Genomic DNA, 17,811 nt, shown 5'->3' on the forward strand with positions numbered 1-17,811 from the left:
CCCCCTAGCGTGCGTCGGCAAGGAACGACGCGACATAGACGAGCGGCGCATTCCAGTTGATGGTGATCTCATTGGAGCCATAAGCCTCGATATCGTCGGCATAGCAGGTCTGCGGCGCACAGCCCTGCAGCCGCTGCTTGGCGATCGCATCCACCGGCGTCGAATTCGGCCCGCCGGCAAGCGAGCCAACCGGCGGATTGGGCAGGGTCGGGTCCACCTGGTGCGCGTACCAGCGGCTGTGCTGGTTCTCGGGCGAGCGCGCGCCATAACCTGTAATGTAGGACATCGCCATGGCATTGCGGCCGAGAATGTAATCCATGCTTTCGCGCGCGGCATTGAGGAAGGCCTTGTCGCCCGAAAGGTCGAAGGCCGTCGACAGGACGATGATGTTTTGCAGGATCAATTGGTTCGATCCCCAGTCGTACTGGTGGTTCGCCGGGCGGTAGATCTGCCCGAACGGTTCCGCTGCCTGCAGCGACAGGAATGTCCGCGCGGCCGTCAGAACCGAACTTCGCACCATGTCGAGTTCGGCCTTGGGCAGGGCTACGCCGTAGAGCGCCAGCTGCAGCCGGGCGAAACCGGCAACATTGCGCCAGTGGAACGCGCCGGTCGACGGCAGCACATCGCCGGACCAGTGCGGAGAAGCGCGCAGCGCATCGAGGTACGTCGCCTCTCCGGTTGTCAGGAACAGTTCTGCCGCGGCCCAATAGAGTTCGTCCGACGCGTCGTCGTCATCGTAATCGCCGCCGCCCGAATTGCCGTCGGATTTCGGCGCGAGCAGGACCGGATTGGCATTGGCCGCCACCCATGCCTTGCGCGCTGCCGAAAGCAGCGTTGCGGCAAAGGTCGGGTTGTCCTTCGCGAACAGCCGCGAGGCCTGCGCGGCAACGGCCGCCACATCGAAGGTCGCCGCCGTCGAGGGCCGGTGCAGCGCCCGCGGTTTCGGATCCTCGCTTGGCAGCATCGGCGGCGACGACCACTCTGTGTCATGGATCTTGTGGTGCACCATCCCGGCAAGCGGCTCACCGTCCGGCACCATCATTGCAAGCAGGAACTGCAGCTCCCATCGCGCCTCGTCGAGCAGATCGGGAATGCCGTTGCCGCTTTCGGGAATGTGCGAAAGCCGATCGCCGAGGACGGGCGAGGCAGCACCGCCAAAGACACGGCCGCGCTCGAATGTCGCCAGCAGCTGCGCGACCGAGACCGCACCGTTGACCGCGTATTTGCCGTGATCGCCGGCATCGTACCAGCCGCCGGAAACGTCGAGACGATAGGAGCAGGACCAGTCGCCATAGAGCGCCTTGGCCTCGTCGCCAGTCAAGCAGCCGACTGATTGGTCGCCCTCGTTCGGCGCGACGCCGATATGCCCAGCCGGCCTGGCATAGGCCTTGCCGGCGATATCGCCGCGGATCTGGATACCGCTGCGCTGCGGGTAGAACCAGGAGAGCGCGTCTACGCGCAGGCGGCCATAGAGATCGTCAGAGATCGAAAAGCGATCGCTAGTCCAGTCACCGGAGACCAGTCGGTACCCGTTGCCGGGAACGGCATAGGCGGAAAAGTCCGCCACGTGCGTCCTGACGCCGGCGGACGGATCAAACCCGCTCGGTCGCGTTGTCCCCTCGCCGACGACGGCATCGCCTGCATCGATCAGTTGGAAGGAAATGGCGCGGCGCGCATCGGAGATCACCGTTGCCCGCTTTGGACCATCGGTGAAATAGCCGAGCTGGTTCACCCGAATGGCCGGCCCCTGGTTCGCTCGGCTGGCCGCACCAGCAGAGGCCTCGATCTCCACCAAGGACAAGTCATCGATGCAGAAGCGCCAGGATTTTTCAGCGCCGCCGAGCGGGAAAATCAGTTGGGCCTCATCCTCTTCGGAGGCCATGAAATCTGCCGAAAACGGCGCACGCTCCGGCGCGCCTGCGATGCTGAACTCGCTCTGCACCGTCCAGGGCTCGGCGCCACGCTGGATGCGGGCGGACACGGCACGGGCAGGATCAGCCGCGGTCGACAGCGAGAGCCTGTAGTGAAGGCCGGGCTCGAGTTTCAACCCGTTGACACCAATGAGCCTGTCCCAGGTGTCACCGCCCGCCGAAACGTCGGCACAAAGCTGCCTTCCGCTCCGGGTCAGAGCCACGCCTTCCCCGGCCCAAAAAGTGTCCCGGCCTTGCTCGAAGCGTCCGTCGACGATCAGGTCGGCGGCCGCGGCCATGCCTGGCAGAAAGAGGACGGCAATGGCCGCCGGCGCTATCCCCAACCTCGACACTGTCTCGCCACTCCGCATCTTTCGCCACCGGACCGCACCGTCGGGGGACGGCGGGAAACATTGCCATGGATCCGGCGATACACGGCGCGGTAGCGTTGACGCAAACAGGTTAAACTTGAGAAAACGTCTGAGCCGATAACGGAAATTCCCACTCTTGGGACGCCTCGGATAGGCGGGCATTTGCCACCAGCGGAATATACCGCACTCGAATTCCGGGGCGCGCCCTGAGCGATAACGCGCCGGCGCTCCAGACTTGACCCGAACCGGCGCCCTGATAGTTTGACCAAAGGGTAAAAGAATCCAAGCGGGCGCGATCGCCCGACACGGGACCATGCCGAGGAGAACTGGAATGTCGAACCGCCTCAACACCACGCCGAACGACCTGCGCGCCTTCTGGATGCCGTTCACTGCCAACCGGCAGTTCAAGAAGGAACCGCGCCTCTTCGTCGGCGCGAAGGACATGCACTATACGACGCATGACGGTCGCACGGTCCTCGACGGCACGGCGGGTCTCTGGTGCGTCAATGCCGGCCATTGTCGCCCGAAGATCACCGAGGCGATCCGCGAACAGGCAGGCGAACTCGACTATGCGCCGGCCTTCCAGCTCGGACATCCAAAAGCCTTCGAACTGGCGAACCGCCTGGTCGATATCGCGCCTGAGGGCATGAACCACGTTCTCTACACCAATTCCGGCTCTGAATCGGTCGAGACCGCGCTGAAAGTGGCGCTCGCCTATCACCGTGCCAAGGGCGACGGCTCGCGCTTCCGCCTGATCGGCCGCGAGCGCGGCTATCACGGCGTCAATTTCGGCGGCATCTCGGTCGGCGGCATCGTCTCCAACCGCAAGATGTTCGGCACGCTCCTGACCGGCGTCGACCACATGCCGCACACGCACCTGCCGGCCCAGAACGCCTTTACCCGTGGCGAGCCCGAGCATGGCGGAGATCTGGCGACCGAGCTTGAGCGCATCGTCACCCTGCACGATGCCTCGACGATCGCTGCCGTCATCGTCGAGCCGGTTGCAGGTTCGACCGGCGTGCTGATCCCGCCGAAGGGCTATCTCAAGAAGCTGCGCGATATCTGCACCAAGCACGGCATCCTGCTGATCTTTGATGAGGTCATCACCGGCTTCGGCCGCCTCGGCACGCCGTTCGCCGCGCAGTATTTCGACGTGACGCCGGATATCATCACCACCGCGAAGGGGCTGACCAACGGCGTGATCCCGATGGGCGCGGTGTTCGTGACCTCGGAAATCCATGACGCCTTCATGAACGGCCCGGAACACCTGATCGAGTTTTTCCACGGCTACACTTATTCCGGCAACCCGATCGCCTCGGCTGCAGCGCTTGGCACCCTCGACACCTACAAGGAAGAGGGCCTGTTGACACGCGCCGCCGAGCTTGCCTCCTATTGGGAAGACGGCCTACATTCCCTCAAGGATTGCCCTAATGTCATCGACATCCGCAATGTCGGCCTGATCGGCGCGATCGAACTGCAGCCGATCGCCGGCGAACCGACCAAGCGCGCCTTCAATGCCTTCCTGAAGGCCTACGAAAAGGGCCTTTTGATCCGCACCACCGGCGACATCATCGCGCTGTCGCCGCCGCTGATCATCTCCAAGGCAGAGATCGACGAGCTGTTCGACAAGCTTCGCGACGTTCTCGTCAACAATATCTGATTGCGTCGTCCATCTGCGAATAGGGCCCTTTCCCCGGCAACGGGGAGAGGGTTAATCTTATCTACGGGTCTGAAGTGAGGGGTGCAGAGATGTCTAGGGCTTTGGAACGAATGATCGACCAGGGCGTCGGCCGCGAGCCGGCCGACATCGTGCTCAAGGGCGGGCGCTTCTTCGATCTGGTGACGGGTGAACTGATCGCCTCCGATATCGCCATATCGGCCGGCCGCATCGTTGGCACCTATGGCGATTATGAGGGACGCGAGGAGATCGATATCTCCGGCCGCATCGTCGTTCCCGGCTTCATCGATACGCATCTGCACATCGAATCCTCGCTCGTCACCCCGCATGAGTTCGATCGCTGCGTGCTGCCGCTCGGCATCACCACAGTTATCTGCGACCCACACGAGATCGCCAACGTGCTCGGCACCGAGGGCATCCAGTTCTTTCTCGATTCCGCTCTCGAAACCATCATGGATATCCGCGTGCAACTGTCGTCCTGCGTGCCGGCGACGCATCTGGAGACCGCGGGCGCCGACCTGCCGATCGAAAGATTGCTGCCCTTCCGGGATCATCCGAAGGTGATCGGCCTTGCCGAGTTCATGAATTTCCCCGGCGTCATCCACAAGGATCCGGTATGCCTCGCCAAGCTCGAGGCGTTCCAGGGTGGGCACATCGACGGGCACGCGCCGCTGCTGCGCGGCAAGGACCTCAACGGCTATCTCTCGGCCGGCATCCGCACGGAACATGAGTGCACCACCGCGGACGAGGCGATGGAGAAGATCCGCAAGGGCATGCATATCCTGGTGCGCGAAGGTTCCGTCTCCAAGGACCTGCACGCGCTGATGCCAATCATTACCGAGCGGCTTTCGCCCTATCTGGCGCTCTGCACCGACGATCGCAATCCGCTCGATATCGCCGAGCAGGGCCACCTCGACCACATGATCCGCACCGCGATCGCCGCCGGCGTCGAGCCGCTGGCGATCTATCGCGCCGCCTCGATCTCGGCCGCGCGCGCCTTCGGCCTTCGCGACCGCGGCCTTGTGGCCCCCGGCTGGCGCGCCGACCTCGTCGTCGTCGACAGTCTCGAAAGCTGCCGGGCGCAGATGGTCTTTTCCGGCGGCCGCCGCGTCACCGACGCACTGTTTGCCACCCGCAAGCCGGTCGCCCCCGTCGGCCTCGACAGCGTCAAGGCCGGCCATGTCAATGCCAGCGACTTCGGCGTGCCCTACTCCGACAGCGAGACATCCGTCATCGGCGTCCTGCCGGGCAAGATCATCACCGAGCACCGCCGCTACCGGCTGCCCGCGGATGGCAACGAGACCGGCGTCGACCTCGGTCGCGACATCATCAAGGTGGCGGTGATCGAGCGCCACGGCGTCAACGGCAACCACGCCAACGGCTTCGTACAGGGGTTTGGCCTGAAGAAGGGCGCGATCGCCTCGACGGTCGGCCATGACAGCCACAACATCTGCGTCGTCGGCGTCAACGTCGAGGACATGGCGACCGCCGCCAATCGCCTTGGCGAGATCAAGGGCGGCTTCGTCGTCGTCGAGGATGGCAAGCTCACCGGCGAGATCGCGCTTCCGGTCGCGGGCCTGATGAGCCTGGAACCGCACGAATCCGTGCGCGACACCCTGCACCATCTGCGCCAGGCGGCATTTGCGCTGGGCGCCACGCTGGAAGAGCCATTCCTGCAACTTGCCTTCCTGCCGCTACCGGTAATCCCGCACCTGAAGATATCAGACCGCGGCCTCGTCGACGTCGACAAGTTCATGCTGATCGGCTGAAGCGCGGCTCGCTCAGTTATCCGCGGCGACCGACAGCTCTTTGCGGAAATAGACGACGCGTTCGGTTTCCTCGAAGCCGAGCGCCATATGCAGGCCATGGCTTTCCAGATTGTCGATATCGGTGTCGGATGCAAGCTCGCGGCAGCCGCGACTGATCGCCCAGCGTTCCGCCGCGGTAATCAGCGCCCGCGCAACGACATGGCGGCGATAGCCCGGAAGCACATAGATGCCTTCGAGGAAGGCAACAGGCGATGTCTCGCAGCCGTTGACGTAGTCGGTGCGTAGCGACACTTCGGCGAAGCCTACCGCGACACCGGCATCGTCCTCGCAAAGAAACGCGGCCTGTCGCTCGGCTGCAGCCAGACTGCTATCGATCTCGTCGCGGTGCACGGCGGCCGGCGTGTCGGACCAGAGCGCAAGCCGCATCTCCAGCCAGCGGCCGACCATCTCCCCGTCCATTAGCAACACACGCATCAGAGCTTCCCGCAATAGGCACTCAGAGCATCGAGTTTCAGCACGCCGCCGGCGACCCGCACCGATTGACCCGGCAACGGCACGCCTTCCATCGCCGCGTCGGAAACGAGAAATTCCTGCGGCACGCGCGTCAGGTTGAAGACGAAGAGCAGCCGCTCGCCATCCTTCTCGCGGATGAATGCCAGCAGGTCGCGGTTGCTCTCGATGAACGACATGTCACCATCGTGCAGGGCCGCATGCGACCGGCGAAAAGCCAGCATGGCGCGATAATGGTTGAGCACCGTGCCAGCGCCAGCCTCCTGCGTATCGACCGCCAGGCGGGCCTGCTCTGTCGGCACCGGCAGCCACGGTTTTCCGACGGAGAACCCGGCATGCCTGGCGGCCGCCTCCCACACCATCGGCGTGCGGCAGCCATCCCTCCCCTTGAACGACGGCCAGAAGCGGATGCCATAGGGATCGCGTAAATCCTCGAAGGCAAGATCCGCTTCCGTCAAACCCAACTCTTCGCCCTGGTAGAGGCAGATCGAGCCACGCAAGGTCGCCAGAAGCGTGATTGCCAGCTTTGCGACCACTTCCCGTTCCGCATCGCTTCGCGCAAAGCGGCTGACATGGCGCATGACGTCGTGGTTGGAAAAAGCCCAGCACACCCAGCCGTCGGTGACAGCCTTCTGGAAATTGTCGACGCAGCGGCGGATATGACCTGCAGTGAAATCCGGGCCGAGCAGATCGAAGGTATAACACATGTGCAGCTTGTCGCCGCCGCTGGTATAGGCGGCCACGGTCTTCAACGATCGCGCGCCGTCCCCCACTTCGCCGACCGTCGTTCGGCCGCCATAACCATCGAGCAAGGCCCGGAACCGCTGGAGAAAGGCGACGTTTTCCGGTTGGCTCTTGTCGTAGAGGTGATCCTGCATGCCGTAGGGATTGACGTCGGGCGCATCATTGCTCGTCGCATCCGGATCCGGCACCAGCGGCGGATTGTCCCTGAGATGGCGGTCGTGGAAATAGAAGTTCACGGTATCGAGCCGGAAACCGTCGACGCCACGGTCGAGCCAGAAGCGCGCTGCATCCAGCACTGCATCCTGAACATCAGAATTGTGGAAATTGAGGTCCGGCTGCGAGGCAAGGAAGTTGTGCATGTAATATTGCTTGCGCACCCCGTCCCACTCCCAGGCCGGTCCGCCGAAGATCGAAAGCCAGTTGTTGGGCGCGGTGCCATCAGGCTTCGGATCGGCCCAGACATACCAGTCTGCCTTCGGATTCTCGCGGCTGGTCCGGCTTTCGACGAACCAGGGATGGCGGTCGGATGAATGCGAAATCACCTGATCGATGATCACCCTGAGGCCGAGGCGGTGCGCCTCCGCCAGCATCGCGTCGAAATCGGCAAGCGTGCCGAACATCGGGTCGACGTCGCAATAATCCGAGACGTCGTAGCCCATGTCGGCTTGCGGCGAGGTGAAGAAGGGCGACAGCCAGATGGCGTCGACGCCGAGCGAGGCGATGTGGCCGAGCCGCCGCGTGACGCCCTTCAAGTCGCCGATGCCATCATCATCGGTATCCTGAAACGAGCGCGGATAGACCTGATAGATCACAGCGCCGCGCCACCAATCGTCACCCGAAACCTGCTGAGACGCCATGCCCTGCCCCCGTGAAACCGATCTGTGCGCCAAGATGTAACCGCGCCCGGCGCGGGAGTAAACGCCGGAGGGCAGCCAAGTCATCGCTCAAATCTCAAGCGCCCTAAAAACAACTCTTGCCGAGACCGGTCTTGAACCTTATCCCGTCAGCACGGCAAAAACCAAAGGGAGAGAAGACGTTGGCGGGAACGATGCTTTCGATCGGGGAGTGCATGGTCGAACTGATGCAGGCCGAGGGCGGCCTGTTGCGCAAAAGCTATGCCGGCGACACCTTCAACGCCGCCTATTATGCACACCTGTTCCTGCCGATCGACTGGTCCGTCGCCTATTGCTCTGCCGTCGGCACCGACACGGTTTCCGACGAAATGCTCGCCTTCATGGCCGAGAAGGGCATCGACACGGCGGCCGTCCGCAAAATCGAGGGTCGCACGCCGGGCCTCTACATGATCCATCTGAAGGACGGCGAGCGTAGCTTCTCCTATTGGCGCTCGGCTTCAGCAGCGAGACTTCTCGCCGATGACCCAGAGCATCTGCGCCGCGCCATCGAGGGCGCCGATCTCATCCTGTTTTCCGGCATTACCCTTGCGATCCTGGCGCCCGAGGCGGTGGAAACGCTGCTTGCCGAACTGCGCCGCGCCAAGGCCGCGGGTAAACGCGTCGTCTTCGACCCCAATATCCGTCCTCGCCTTTGGGACGACGCCGAGCGCATGCGCCAGACACTGACGGATGGCGCCCGTGCCGCCAGCCTGGTGATGCCGAGCTTCGACGACGAGGTCACGCATTTCGGTGACGGCTCGATCAAGGCGACGATCGAGCGCTACAAGGCGCTGGGTGTCGCCGACGTGGTCGTCAAGGACGGGGAAAAGGGTGTGACGCTGGCGTTCGAGGGATCAGAAGCAAGCCACGTCCCGGCAACGCCGGTCGAGCGCGTGGTCGACACCACCAGCGCCGGCGACAGCTTCAACGGTGCCTTCCTCTCGCGTCTCGTCACGGGCGACACGCCGAGTGAATCTGCAGCCTTTGCCGCCCGCATCGCTGCCGGCGTCATCGGCCATCACGGCGCGCTGGTCGACAAGAACAAGCTCGTCGACTGAGGCATCGCCGCAGCCGACCGCCGCTTGCGGATTTTGGGCATGATAGCATCCCTTGCGCGTCAAAATCGACGCGAGGGGCTGCAAAGACACAGACGCTGCCGCCGATGGCTCAGCGCTTCTTGCGCTTATTCTCGAAGGGATTTTCCGACGCGCGATAGTGGATGCGGATCGGCACGCCCGGCAGGTCGAAATCGTTGCGCAAGCCATTGATCAAGTAGCGGGTATAGGATTCCGGCAGCGCGTCGGGCCGCGTGCACGAGATCATGAAGCCCGGCGGGCGGGCCTTCACCTGCGTCATGTATTTCAGCTTCAGGCGGCGGCCGGAGACAGCCGGTGGCGGATGCTGCACCTGCTGGGAATCGAGCCAGCGGTTGAGACGCGCCGTCGAGATACGGCGGTTCCAGGTCTTGTCGGTGTCGATGATCGCCTGCATCAGGCGGTCGAGGCCGTAGCCGGTATGGCCGGAGATCGGTATGGCGCGAATGCCGCGCGCCTGCGGCAACAGCCGCTCGGTCTTTTCGCGAAGATCGGCAAGCACGGCCTGCCAGTCCTCGACCAGATCCCATTTGTTGAAGGCAAGCACGGCGGCCCGGCCTTCGCGAATGATGAGATCGACGATCTGCAGGTCCTGCTTTTCGAACGGAATGGTCGCGTCGAAGACGATGACCACCGTTTCGGCAAAGCGGATGGCGCGCAGCGCATCGGCGACCGAGAGCTTCTCCAGCTTCTCCTGCACCTTGGCCTTGCGACGCATGCCCGCGGTGTCGAACATCTTGATGGTGCGGCCGCGCCAGTCCCATTCGACCGAAATCGAATCACGGGTGATGCCGGCTTCCGGCCCGGTCAAAAGCCGGTCTTCACCGAGGAAGCGGTTGATCAGTGTCGACTTGCCGGCATTCGGCCGGCCGACGATCGCCACGCGCAGCGGCTTGGTCTCGTCATAGGCAGGCTCGGCCTCGTCGTCCTCTTCCGCCGCTTCGCCGGTGGTCGGGCGCAGGTCGATATCGGTCTCGGCAACGTCGTCTTCCTGAGGATAGGCACGGTCTTCGCCGATCGCAGCGACGATCGCGTCGCGCAGATCGAGCATGCCCTGGCCATGTTCGGCCGAGATCGGGCAAGGATCGCCAAGACCGAGCGTGAAGGCGTCATAGAAGCCGCCGTCGGAACCGCGGGCCTCGGACTTGTTGGCGACGAGCACGACCGGCTTGCCGCGCCGACGCAGCATCTCGGCAAGTGTGTTGTCGGCCGGCGTCAGGCCCCCTTTGGCGTCGACCACGAACAGCGACAGGTCGGCCTCGTCGATCGCGGCTTCGGTCTGCGCCCACATGCGGCCCTGAAGGCTGTCGGGTGCGGACTGTTCCAGGCCGGCGGTATCGATGATGCGGAAGCGCAAGTCGATGAGCTTGGCATCGCCCGGACGGCGGTCACGGGTGACACCCGGCGTATCGTCGACGAGCGCCAGCTTCTTGCCAACCAGACGATTGAACAAGGTGGACTTGCCGACATTGGGGCGCCCGATGATGGCGACGGTGAAACTCATGAACGTATCCGTTTCCGTCCTGAAGCGCTGCACGTCGTCAAGACATACAGCGCTCCAACACTTTGAAAATCAACATATCCTTTCCAAAGGCCGGTGCCGGCCTTCAGGGATATGCGCTTAGGCTTTGCCGCTCGCGGCAATCACGTCGAGCAGCATCTGCGCCCGGCCTGCAACATTGCGCGGGCTCTGGGGATCATCGACGATCTGTTGGAACCAGCTCTTCGCCTTGGCGGTATCGCCGGCCTTGTAGGCAGCAAGGCCAAGCGCCTCACGGGCCGAGTGGCGCATATTGTTCTGCGGCACGGCCAGTTGTTCGACTTCGGCCGAAACCTGGTCATAGGTGCCGGTATCGACCAGCAGATAGGCGGCGCGCAGGCGGGCGGCGTCGCGAAGCGCCTCAGGCAGGCCGGTGTCTTTGCCGATCTCCGAGAACGCCTTGATGGCGGCATCGGTCTCGCCCTTCTCGGCCTGCAGCGTCGCCGCACGAAGGCGAGCCAGCACCGGATAGGCGCCATAGCCGTCCTTCTGCAAGTTGTTGAGGGCGGCCAGCGCCTCGTCGGCCTTGTTTTCCTTGGCGAGGTTCAGCGCCTGGAGGAACTCGTCGCCGGACTTCGACGACGCGTTGTCACGCCAGTAGTCGTAGCCGACCTTGCCGATGGTTCCGAGAACGATGAGCACGGCAATCGCCACGATGACGCTGCCGAAACGGGCCCAGATGTTCTTCATCTGGTCCGAACGCAGTTCTTCATTCACCTCGCGGATAAAGCTGTCGTCTTGGTTCGCCATCGATTGCCCCGGCCTCTCGGCCTTCCCTGCACGCTATTAGGATTTTGCGCCTTCTACCCGATTTTGCGGCTGTTGTAAGGGGGCGCGCGTTATTTAGCCGACAACCATAGGCGAAACACCGATCACCAGTTCGTGCAACTTCCACACAATCACGCCATAAAGGGCCGCACCAAGCACGATGGCGATGAGGTCGTAGCGATAGGAAACGAACGCCGGATAGGTGATTTCGCCGGCGCGCCAGCGCTTTTTCATCGAAATGCGCAGGATCACCGCCCAGACGAGGAAGGTGCCGAAGAGCAGCACCGACGACGTCTCGCCATTGGCAAGCAGGTGGGCAAGTGCCCAGATCTTGATTGCGAGGATCGCCGGATGTTTTGTGGCCGCGCGGATCTTGCCCGGGGGCAGATAGGCGGCCACAAGACAGATGCTGGCGATCAGCATCAGGGTCAGCGCGATGTGTGCAAGAAAGACCGGGGGCGTATAGAGCATGCCGGTGGTGGCGCGCGCCTGATCGAAGCCATAGGCAATCAGACCGAGGCCAACAAGCGCACAGATACCGTGGATCGCATGCCAGGCGCCGGTGCCGCTGCTCGATATCACCGATGCGCGCAGGCCGGGTGCAAAGCTGCGAACGAGATGGATGCCCAAGAAGATCACGATACCCAATATCAGTAGCGCCATGTCGTCACCCGTCCTTCATTATTGTTCTGTCGGCTATCGACATAGCCGGAGTGCACAGAAATTTCCAGACAGATCAAAGGATTGCCGCATTCCTGGATAAAGGGACGGCATACGCAAATCGTCGCAGATATCATGATCCGAACATTTATTGCCCTTTCCCTCGCCCTTTGCCCTGCCCTCGTCGCGGCTGCCGAACCCACGCCCGATATGGCCGCACCGACCGTTCCTGCCAAGGACAAGCAGCTCGTCATCGTGTCTTTCGATGGGGCGCATGACAACGCGCTGTGGGAGAAAAGCCTGGCGATGGCCAAGCGCACCAATGCGCATTTCACCTATTTCCTCTCCTGCACGTTCCTGATGACGCGCGCCGACGGCAAGCAGAGCTACAGACCGCCGGGGCTGAAACCGGGTCGTTCCAATGTCGGCTTTGCCCAGAGCCGAGAGGAAATCGCGGCCCGCGCCGGTCACATCTGGCAGGCCCATCTCGACGGTCACGACATTGCCAGCCACGCCTGCGGCCATTTCGACGGCAAGGGCTGGACGAAGGCCGATTGGCAAAGCGAATTCTCGACATTCGACATCGCCCTGCGCGATGCCTGGAAGAAGGCCGACAGGCCGGATGCCGAGCCGCAAGGCTGGGCGGAATTTGCCCGCACCGGCATCAAGGGTTTCCGTGCGCCCTACCTGTCGCTGAGCGACGGCCTGCTGCCAGCCCTGAAGGCATCGGTCTTTACCTATGACGCGAGCCTGGTGACCAAGGGGCCGGGCTGGCCGATGGAGAAGGACGGTCTGCCGCGCTTCGGCCTGCCGCTGATCCCGGAAGGGCCGTCCAAGCGGCCGGTGATCGGCATGGACTACAATCTGTTCGTGCGCCATTCCATGGGTATCGAAAACAAGAAGGACAGCGCCACCTTCGAAGCGCGCACCTACGAGGCCTACAGACAAGCCTTCGACAAGGAATATGCCGGCAACCGCATCCCGCTGCAGCTCGGCTTCCATTTCGTCGAGATGAATGGCGGCGCCTACTGGCGCGCGCTCGACCGGCTGCTGACCGAGGTCTGCAGCAAGCCTGATGTCGCCTGCGTCAGCTACGCCCAGGCGCTGCCGATGATCGAGCAGGCAAAAAAGAAGGCGGATCGCTCCGCCTTCTGATTGGTCCTCTCCTGGCCCAGCTTAGGCCAGTTCTTCCTCGCCACCAACCGCGATGAACTTCTGCTCGATTTCCGGCAGGGGCTCATCGTCGATTGCCGCTTCGAAGGCGCGCAGACGCTTGTAGATCGAAAGCAGTTCGACAATCGTCGGCCAGGATGAAACCAGGTACTGAAACGACGACGTCACCTGCCCGAAGGCACCCGAGATCTGGTTCAACGCGCCGAGTGTGATCTTGCCGGCGATGATCGACGGCGCCAGGATCAGCAACGAGAAGATGCCGTTGATCTGCAAATAGAAAATGCGGGCGATGTTGAAGTAGAGATAGTGGAAATAGAGCCGGAAATAGTTCCGGCGAACGTTTTCGAAGAGATCGGCGACCGTCGGCGGCTGAGCGCGATCGGCGTGGTCCTCACCATAGACCAGTTCCTTGCGGTAGGCCGCTTCCACACGCTGGTTGCGGAACTCGAGGCCCGGCAGCTTAATGCCGACGAGCGCCAGGAACACCGTGCCGAACAGCGACCAAAGCACAGCGGCCGTAACCAGCGGATAGGGAATGTCACCGACGATCGGCAGTTCGGTGACATTGGCCGAAAGCCGGATCAATACCGGCGTAAACGCAATCAGCGTCATCACGCTGTCGATCAGGCTGACGCCGAGGCCCTCCACCGTCGTGGAGAAGCGCATTGTGTCTTCCTGGACACGCTGCGAAGCACCTTCGATACGACGCAGCTTGCCCCAGTGGGCCATGTAGTACTCGTTCATCGCCGTGCGCCAGCGGAAGATATAGTGGCTGACGAAGAAGCGGGTCATGACCGCGACAGCGACAGCGACCAAGGCGATACCGAGGAAGACGGCGATTTCTCCGTAGAACTCTGCCGCGGTCACCACCTTCGTCTTCGAGACGATCGCCTGAATCAGATCCCAGAACGGCCCGTACCAATTGTTGATCGCGACGCTCACCTGCACCTGGAAATAGGTGACGAAAAGAATGAGGGCTGAGCCGAGGATCGACCAGTTCTGCCAGGGATGTGGCGAATAGACATACCAGAATGCTGCGAACAGCCCGACGACCAGCCCGAAGTAGAGATAGAACCAGAGGAAGGCGGGCGACCAGAAGGCAGAAATCCCGGTGATCGGCGGCGCATCCGAGGGCAAGGGCGGCATTCCGAAGACTGCACCCAACTGCTCGCCTTCACCATACCAAAAGGCGATGGCGACAAGCGACCAGACGACAAAGGAAATGAAAAAGAGCTTCGGCTTCGGGAAGAAAGATAGGAACAAAGTACGGCACTCTCGTTTCGGGGGAGGAGAACAACTCGCCTCTCGAAGCGCCGAAACTAGGGCAAAGCACCTTTTTCAACAATCAGGTAATATGAACGTTACCGTTATTTCATCATGTGTTACGGCAAGCGGCGCAACCTTCCCGCCGCCGCTCAGCGCGGCAGCGCCGCTGCGATCCGCCTGAGTTCGGCAACGATCACCCCGCCGCAGACGAACAGCACCGCGGCCGCGATCAAGGTCGGCGCTGCAAAGCTGCCGGTGCGCTGGGCCAACCAGCCGGCAACCACCGGACCGATGATCTGGCCGATACCGAAGGCCGCCGTCATCAGCGCCAGTGCCTTGCGCGGACTTTCCGGCGCCAGATGCCGGCCGATCTGCAGGCCGTAGGCGGTGATCATCATGAAGGTGGCGCCCAGCATCAGGCCACCGGCAAGCGGCGCATAGGGCAGCGGCAGGCTGACGGTGAGCACAAGGCCGACAGCCTCGGCCAGAAGACCGATCGCGTAAACACCGGCAAGCCCGAAGCGCGGCACGGCGAAGCGCCAGAGATAGACCGACAGCGCTGCACTTAGGCCCGTCAACAGCCAGGCAAGGAACTCGATGCTGTGGCCGCCGCTCGCGTCGCGGGCCATGGCCACCAGGAACGTGGCCGTGATCACGTAACCGAAGCCGAACAACCCATAGGTCAGCGTCACCACCGTCAGGGGGCGGGTCCAGGTCAGCGGCTTTTCACGTGCGGCGCCGTTGCCGGAGACGGGACCGGCCGGCAGCATCAGAGCGACGACGACCGTGCCGACAAGCGCGACAAGAGCGCCGGTGAACCAGTCGGCTTGCGACGCTGAAAGCCCGGCGGCGCCAGCGAGAGGTGCCAACCAGACGCAGAGCGAGGAGAAGGCGATGCCGAGCCCGACGCCGCCGAAATGCATGGCCGGCACATGTTCAGACCGCGCCAACAGCCCGTGACCAAGGACGATGCCGGAGATGAAGATCATCGAAAACGCGCTGGCAAGGCCGGCGAGAAAGCGGATGAGACTGAGCACCAAGACCGAGGACGTCAGGCCCATCGCCGCCAGCAGCAGTGTGGTTGCCGCGAGCGAAGCAAGCCCGATCCTTCGCTCCTGCCCATGCGCCCAGCCGTAAGCGCCAAGCACGGCGCCGGCGAGATAGCCGACGAAATTGGCCGAGGCGATGAGGCCGGCATCCGCCGGCGATAGGCCGAGGTCCGTCATCATCGCCGGCAGGATCGGCGTGTAGGAGAAGCGGCCGAAGCCCATGGCGACCGCCATGGCAATGGCGCCGGCGGTAGCGGTGGAGGCGAGGCTTGCGTGATGTGGTCTGTCGATCGTGGTCATAAGCAGTTTTATTGCACTGCAAAACGAACACCACAAATCACTATAATTGAATGTCCTATTGAAGGAATCGAACGATGGCCCGTCAGCCGGGCAGCGTCACCACCAACGGACCGCCGCGCGTGACGACGACCGTGTGCTCATATTGCACGGTCGGTGCCCGCGGTTCGCTGTAGAGCGTCCAGTCGTCCTTGTCGCCGCTCTCGGCCCAGTCCGCGCCCATCGAGAGGAACGGCTCGACGGTAAAGACCATACCGTCGGTCATGCGCCGCCGCTCGCTCGGATCCGGCCAGGTCGCGATCTCCTTCGGCTCCTCGTGCAGCGAGCGGCCGATGCCGTGGCTGGCAAGGTTGGTGACCAGCGAATAGCGGTTCTTGCGGGCGAAATCGCCGATCGCATTGCCGATCGCTGCAAGCGACTGGTCCGGACGCACTTGCTTGAGGCCGACCCACATCGCCCGCTTGCCGTCACGGCAGAGGCGGTCGATGGCTGCCGAGACCGGCGGCACCGGAAAGGAAGCGCCGGTGTCGGCGAAGATGCCGTCTTTCTCAGCCGAAACGTCGATATTGACGAGATCGCCGGCGCGGATGATGCGGCTGCCGGGGATGCCGTGGGCGATTTCCTCGTTGACGCTGATGCAGGTGGCGCCCGGAAACTGGTAGCAGAGTTCCGGCGCAGAGCGCGCACCTGCCTCTTCCAGCACCTTGCGGCCGATGGCATCCAGTTCCGCCGTGGTGATGCCCGGCTCGAGCGCTTCGCCCATAGCCTGCAGCGCATTGGCGCAGATGCGGCCGATTTCCTTCAGCCGCAGCAGATCTTCTTCGTTGTTGAGGGTCATCCGTGTCTCGCTTTCGTGCCCACATGTAGCCGGTCGGTGCCGGATTTTCCAGCGCCGACAAGCGAGACATGAACGGCCTGTGGCGGCTCAGGCCGAAACGGTCTGTCCGGCCCCCTGCTCGGCAAGCGCCTTGCGCACCAGCGGCGCGACCTTGGTGCCGTAGAGTTCGATGCCGCGCATGATCTGGGCATGCGGCATCGGGCCGATCGCCATCTGCAGCAGGAAGCGGTCGTTGCGGAAGAGCTTCCAGTTCTCGACGATCTTCTCCGCCACGGTTTCGGGGTCGCCGAGGAAGAGATTGCCGGCAGGGCTGCGCGCCTGGTCGAAATGCGCCCGGTTCGTCGGCCCCCAGCCGCGCTCCCGGCCGATGCGGTTCATCACCTCGGCCTGCGGGCGATAAAACTGGTCAGCGGCAAGATCGGTCGTATCGGCGATGAAGCCATGGACATTGATGCTGGTCTTCAGCTTTGCCGGATCCTGGCCGGCACGACGGGCGGCCTCGCGATAAAGATCGAACAGCGGAGCGAACCGGCGCGGCTCTCCGCCGATGATCGCAAGTGCCACCGGCAGCCCGAGGGCACCGGCACGGGCAACCGACTGCGGCGTGCCGCCGACGGCGATCCACAGCGGCAGCACCTCCTGCAGCGGACGCGGATAGACGCCGCGATCGCTGATCGCAGGGCGCATCTCGCCCGCCCAGGAGACCTTTTCCGCTTCGCGCAGCGCCATCAACAGGTCGAGCTTTTCGGCAAAGAGCTGGTCGTAATCGTCGAGCGACTGACCGAAGAGCGGGAAGGACTCGATGAACGAGCCGCGCCCGGCCATGATTTCGGCCCGGCCGTTGGAGAGAAGGTCGAGCGTGGAAAACTGCTGGAACACGCGCACCGGGTCGTCCGAGCTCAGCACCGTCACGGCACTCGTCAGCCTTATGGTCTTCGTCCTCGCGGCGGCTGCCGCAAGGATGACGGCTGGTGCCGAGGCTGCATAATCAGGGCGGTGATGTTCGCCAAGGCCAAAGACATCGAGGCCGACCTGATCTGCCAGTTCGATCTCTTCCAGCAAATTGGCAAGCCGACGCTGGCCTTCCCGGCCCTTGTCGGCAGCGTTCGGATCGACATCCGCAAATGTGTAAAGCCCGAGTTCCATGATGCCCATCCTATCGTTGTTCTACCGACAGATAGTTGGCCCCGGCGAAAGCAGCAAATGCGCGTCCGGGAAACACTGTGTTTCCCGGATGATGCCAAACGGCGC

Annotated in this window: 14 protein-coding genes; 4 read left to right on the forward strand and 10 right to left on the reverse strand. The window is 63.1% G+C overall.

Going from position 1 to position 17,811, the window contains the following annotated elements:
• Window positions 1–4 precede the first annotated feature (4 nt).
• On the reverse strand, window positions 5–2,263 hold the full coding sequence (locus tag C6558_RS25925; RefSeq protein ID WP_239637558.1) for a glycoside hydrolase family 9 protein: 2,259 nt from the start codon (window positions 2,261–2,263) through the stop codon (window positions 5–7).
• A 349-nt stretch (window positions 2,264–2,612) separates the two neighbouring features.
• Between C6558_RS25925 and C6558_RS25930 the strand changes: the two genes are divergently transcribed.
• Window positions 2,613–3,941, forward strand: a complete 1,329-nt coding sequence (locus C6558_RS25930; RefSeq protein WP_025427995.1) for an aspartate aminotransferase family protein — start codon at window positions 2,613–2,615, stop codon at window positions 3,939–3,941.
• 89 nt (window positions 3,942–4,030) lie between these two features.
• A complete protein-coding gene (gene ade / locus C6558_RS25935) occupies window positions 4,031–5,728 on the forward strand; it encodes an adenine deaminase (RefSeq protein ID WP_025427996.1) in 1,698 nt (565 codons plus the stop codon).
• A 12-nt stretch (window positions 5,729–5,740) separates the two neighbouring features.
• Here the strand turns inward: ade and aac(6') are convergent, their stop codons facing one another.
• Together aac(6') and C6558_RS25945 are read right to left on the reverse strand one after the other, a co-directional pair.
• A complete protein-coding gene (aac(6'), locus tag C6558_RS25940; RefSeq protein ID WP_025427997.1) occupies window positions 5,741–6,202 on the reverse strand; it encodes an aminoglycoside 6'-N-acetyltransferase in 462 nt (153 codons plus the stop codon).
• Window positions 6,202–7,839 carry an alpha-glucosidase family protein gene (locus C6558_RS25945; RefSeq protein WP_025427998.1) on the reverse strand — a complete coding sequence of 546 codons (1,638 nt, stop codon included), beginning with the start codon at window positions 7,837–7,839 and terminating at the stop codon, window positions 6,202–6,204. Before C6558_RS25945 ends, aac(6') begins: the two co-directional genes overlap by 1 nt.
• A gap of 179 nt (window positions 7,840–8,018) precedes the next feature.
• On the opposite strand from C6558_RS25945, the gene C6558_RS25950 reads away from it, so the two are divergent.
• A complete protein-coding gene (locus C6558_RS25950) occupies window positions 8,019–8,933 on the forward strand; it encodes a sugar kinase (protein WP_057212591.1) in 915 nt (304 codons plus the stop codon).
• A 109-nt stretch (window positions 8,934–9,042) separates the two neighbouring features.
• Here the strand turns inward: C6558_RS25950 and der are convergent, their stop codons facing one another.
• From der to C6558_RS25965, 3 genes are all read right to left on the reverse strand, one after another.
• Window positions 9,043–10,473: a ribosome biogenesis GTPase Der gene (der, locus tag C6558_RS25955; RefSeq protein WP_057221002.1), complete on the reverse strand. Its 1,431-nt coding sequence runs from the start codon at window positions 10,471–10,473 to the stop codon at window positions 9,043–9,045.
• A gap of 117 nt (window positions 10,474–10,590) precedes the next feature.
• Window positions 10,591–11,259: a tetratricopeptide repeat protein gene (locus C6558_RS25960; RefSeq protein ID WP_025428001.1), complete on the reverse strand. Its 669-nt coding sequence runs from the start codon at window positions 11,257–11,259 to the stop codon at window positions 10,591–10,593.
• 93 nt (window positions 11,260–11,352) lie between these two features.
• Window positions 11,353–11,940 carry an NnrU family protein gene (locus C6558_RS25965; RefSeq protein WP_057205760.1) on the reverse strand — a complete coding sequence of 196 codons (588 nt, stop codon included), beginning with the start codon at window positions 11,938–11,940 and terminating at the stop codon, window positions 11,353–11,355.
• Between the two features lie 132 nt (window positions 11,941–12,072).
• Between C6558_RS25965 and C6558_RS25970 the strand changes: the two genes are divergently transcribed.
• Window positions 12,073–13,092, forward strand: a complete 1,020-nt coding sequence (locus C6558_RS25970) for a polysaccharide deacetylase (protein WP_025428003.1) — start codon at window positions 12,073–12,075, stop codon at window positions 13,090–13,092.
• Window positions 13,093–13,113: 21 nt separating this feature from the next.
• On the opposite strand, the gene sbmA is transcribed toward C6558_RS25970, so the two are convergent.
• The 4 genes from sbmA to C6558_RS25990 all read right to left on the reverse strand — a co-directional run bounded on the left by sbmA (window position 13,114) and on the right by C6558_RS25990 (window position 17,706).
• A complete protein-coding gene (gene sbmA / locus C6558_RS25975; RefSeq protein WP_025428004.1) occupies window positions 13,114–14,373 on the reverse strand; it encodes a peptide antibiotic transporter SbmA in 1,260 nt (419 codons plus the stop codon).
• Between the two features lie 152 nt (window positions 14,374–14,525).
• On the reverse strand, window positions 14,526–15,725 hold the full coding sequence (locus C6558_RS25980) for an MFS transporter (RefSeq protein ID WP_164474910.1): 1,200 nt from the start codon (window positions 15,723–15,725) through the stop codon (window positions 14,526–14,528).
• A gap of 82 nt (window positions 15,726–15,807) precedes the next feature.
• On the reverse strand, window positions 15,808–16,560 hold the full coding sequence (map, locus tag C6558_RS25985; RefSeq protein ID WP_025428006.1) for a type I methionyl aminopeptidase: 753 nt from the start codon (window positions 16,558–16,560) through the stop codon (window positions 15,808–15,810).
• An 87-nt stretch (window positions 16,561–16,647) separates the two neighbouring features.
• Window positions 16,648–17,706 (reverse strand): LLM class flavin-dependent oxidoreductase, encoded by a 1,059-nt coding sequence (locus C6558_RS25990; RefSeq protein WP_025428007.1) that lies wholly within the window; start codon window positions 17,704–17,706, stop codon window positions 16,648–16,650.
• Window positions 17,707–17,811: the final 105 nt, after the last annotated feature.

It is taken from the genome of Ensifer sp. NM-2 (assembly GCF_003024455.1).
Classification (GTDB): domain Bacteria; phylum Pseudomonadota; class Alphaproteobacteria; order Rhizobiales; family Rhizobiaceae; genus Ensifer; species Ensifer canadensis.

Coding starts and splice junctions, on each gene's coding strand:
- der (WP_057221002.1), bottom strand. CDS start 10,473: ATGAGTTTCACCGTCGCCATCATCGGGCGCCCCAATGTCGGCAAGTCC.
- C6558_RS25970 (WP_025428003.1), top strand. CDS start 12,073: ATGATCCGAACATTTATTGCCCTTTCCCTCGCCCTTTGCCCTGCCCTC.
- C6558_RS25965 (WP_057205760.1), bottom strand. CDS start 11,940: ATGGCGCTACTGATATTGGGTATCGTGATCTTCTTGGGCATCCATCTC.
- C6558_RS25990 (WP_025428007.1), bottom strand. CDS start 17,706: ATGGAACTCGGGCTTTACACATTTGCGGATGTCGATCCGAACGCTGCC.
- C6558_RS25945 (WP_025427998.1), bottom strand. CDS start 7,839: ATGGCGTCTCAGCAGGTTTCGGGTGACGATTGGTGGCGCGGCGCTGTG.
- C6558_RS25930 (WP_025427995.1), top strand. CDS start 2,613: ATGTCGAACCGCCTCAACACCACGCCGAACGACCTGCGCGCCTTCTGG.
- C6558_RS25960 (WP_025428001.1), bottom strand. CDS start 11,259: ATGGCGAACCAAGACGACAGCTTTATCCGCGAGGTGAATGAAGAACTG.
- map (WP_025428006.1), bottom strand. CDS start 16,560: ATGACCCTCAACAACGAAGAAGATCTGCTGCGGCTGAAGGAAATCGGC.
- C6558_RS25980 (WP_164474910.1), bottom strand. CDS start 15,725: ATGACCACGATCGACAGACCACATCACGCAAGCCTCGCCTCCACCGCT.
- ade (WP_025427996.1), top strand. CDS start 4,031: ATGTCTAGGGCTTTGGAACGAATGATCGACCAGGGCGTCGGCCGCGAG.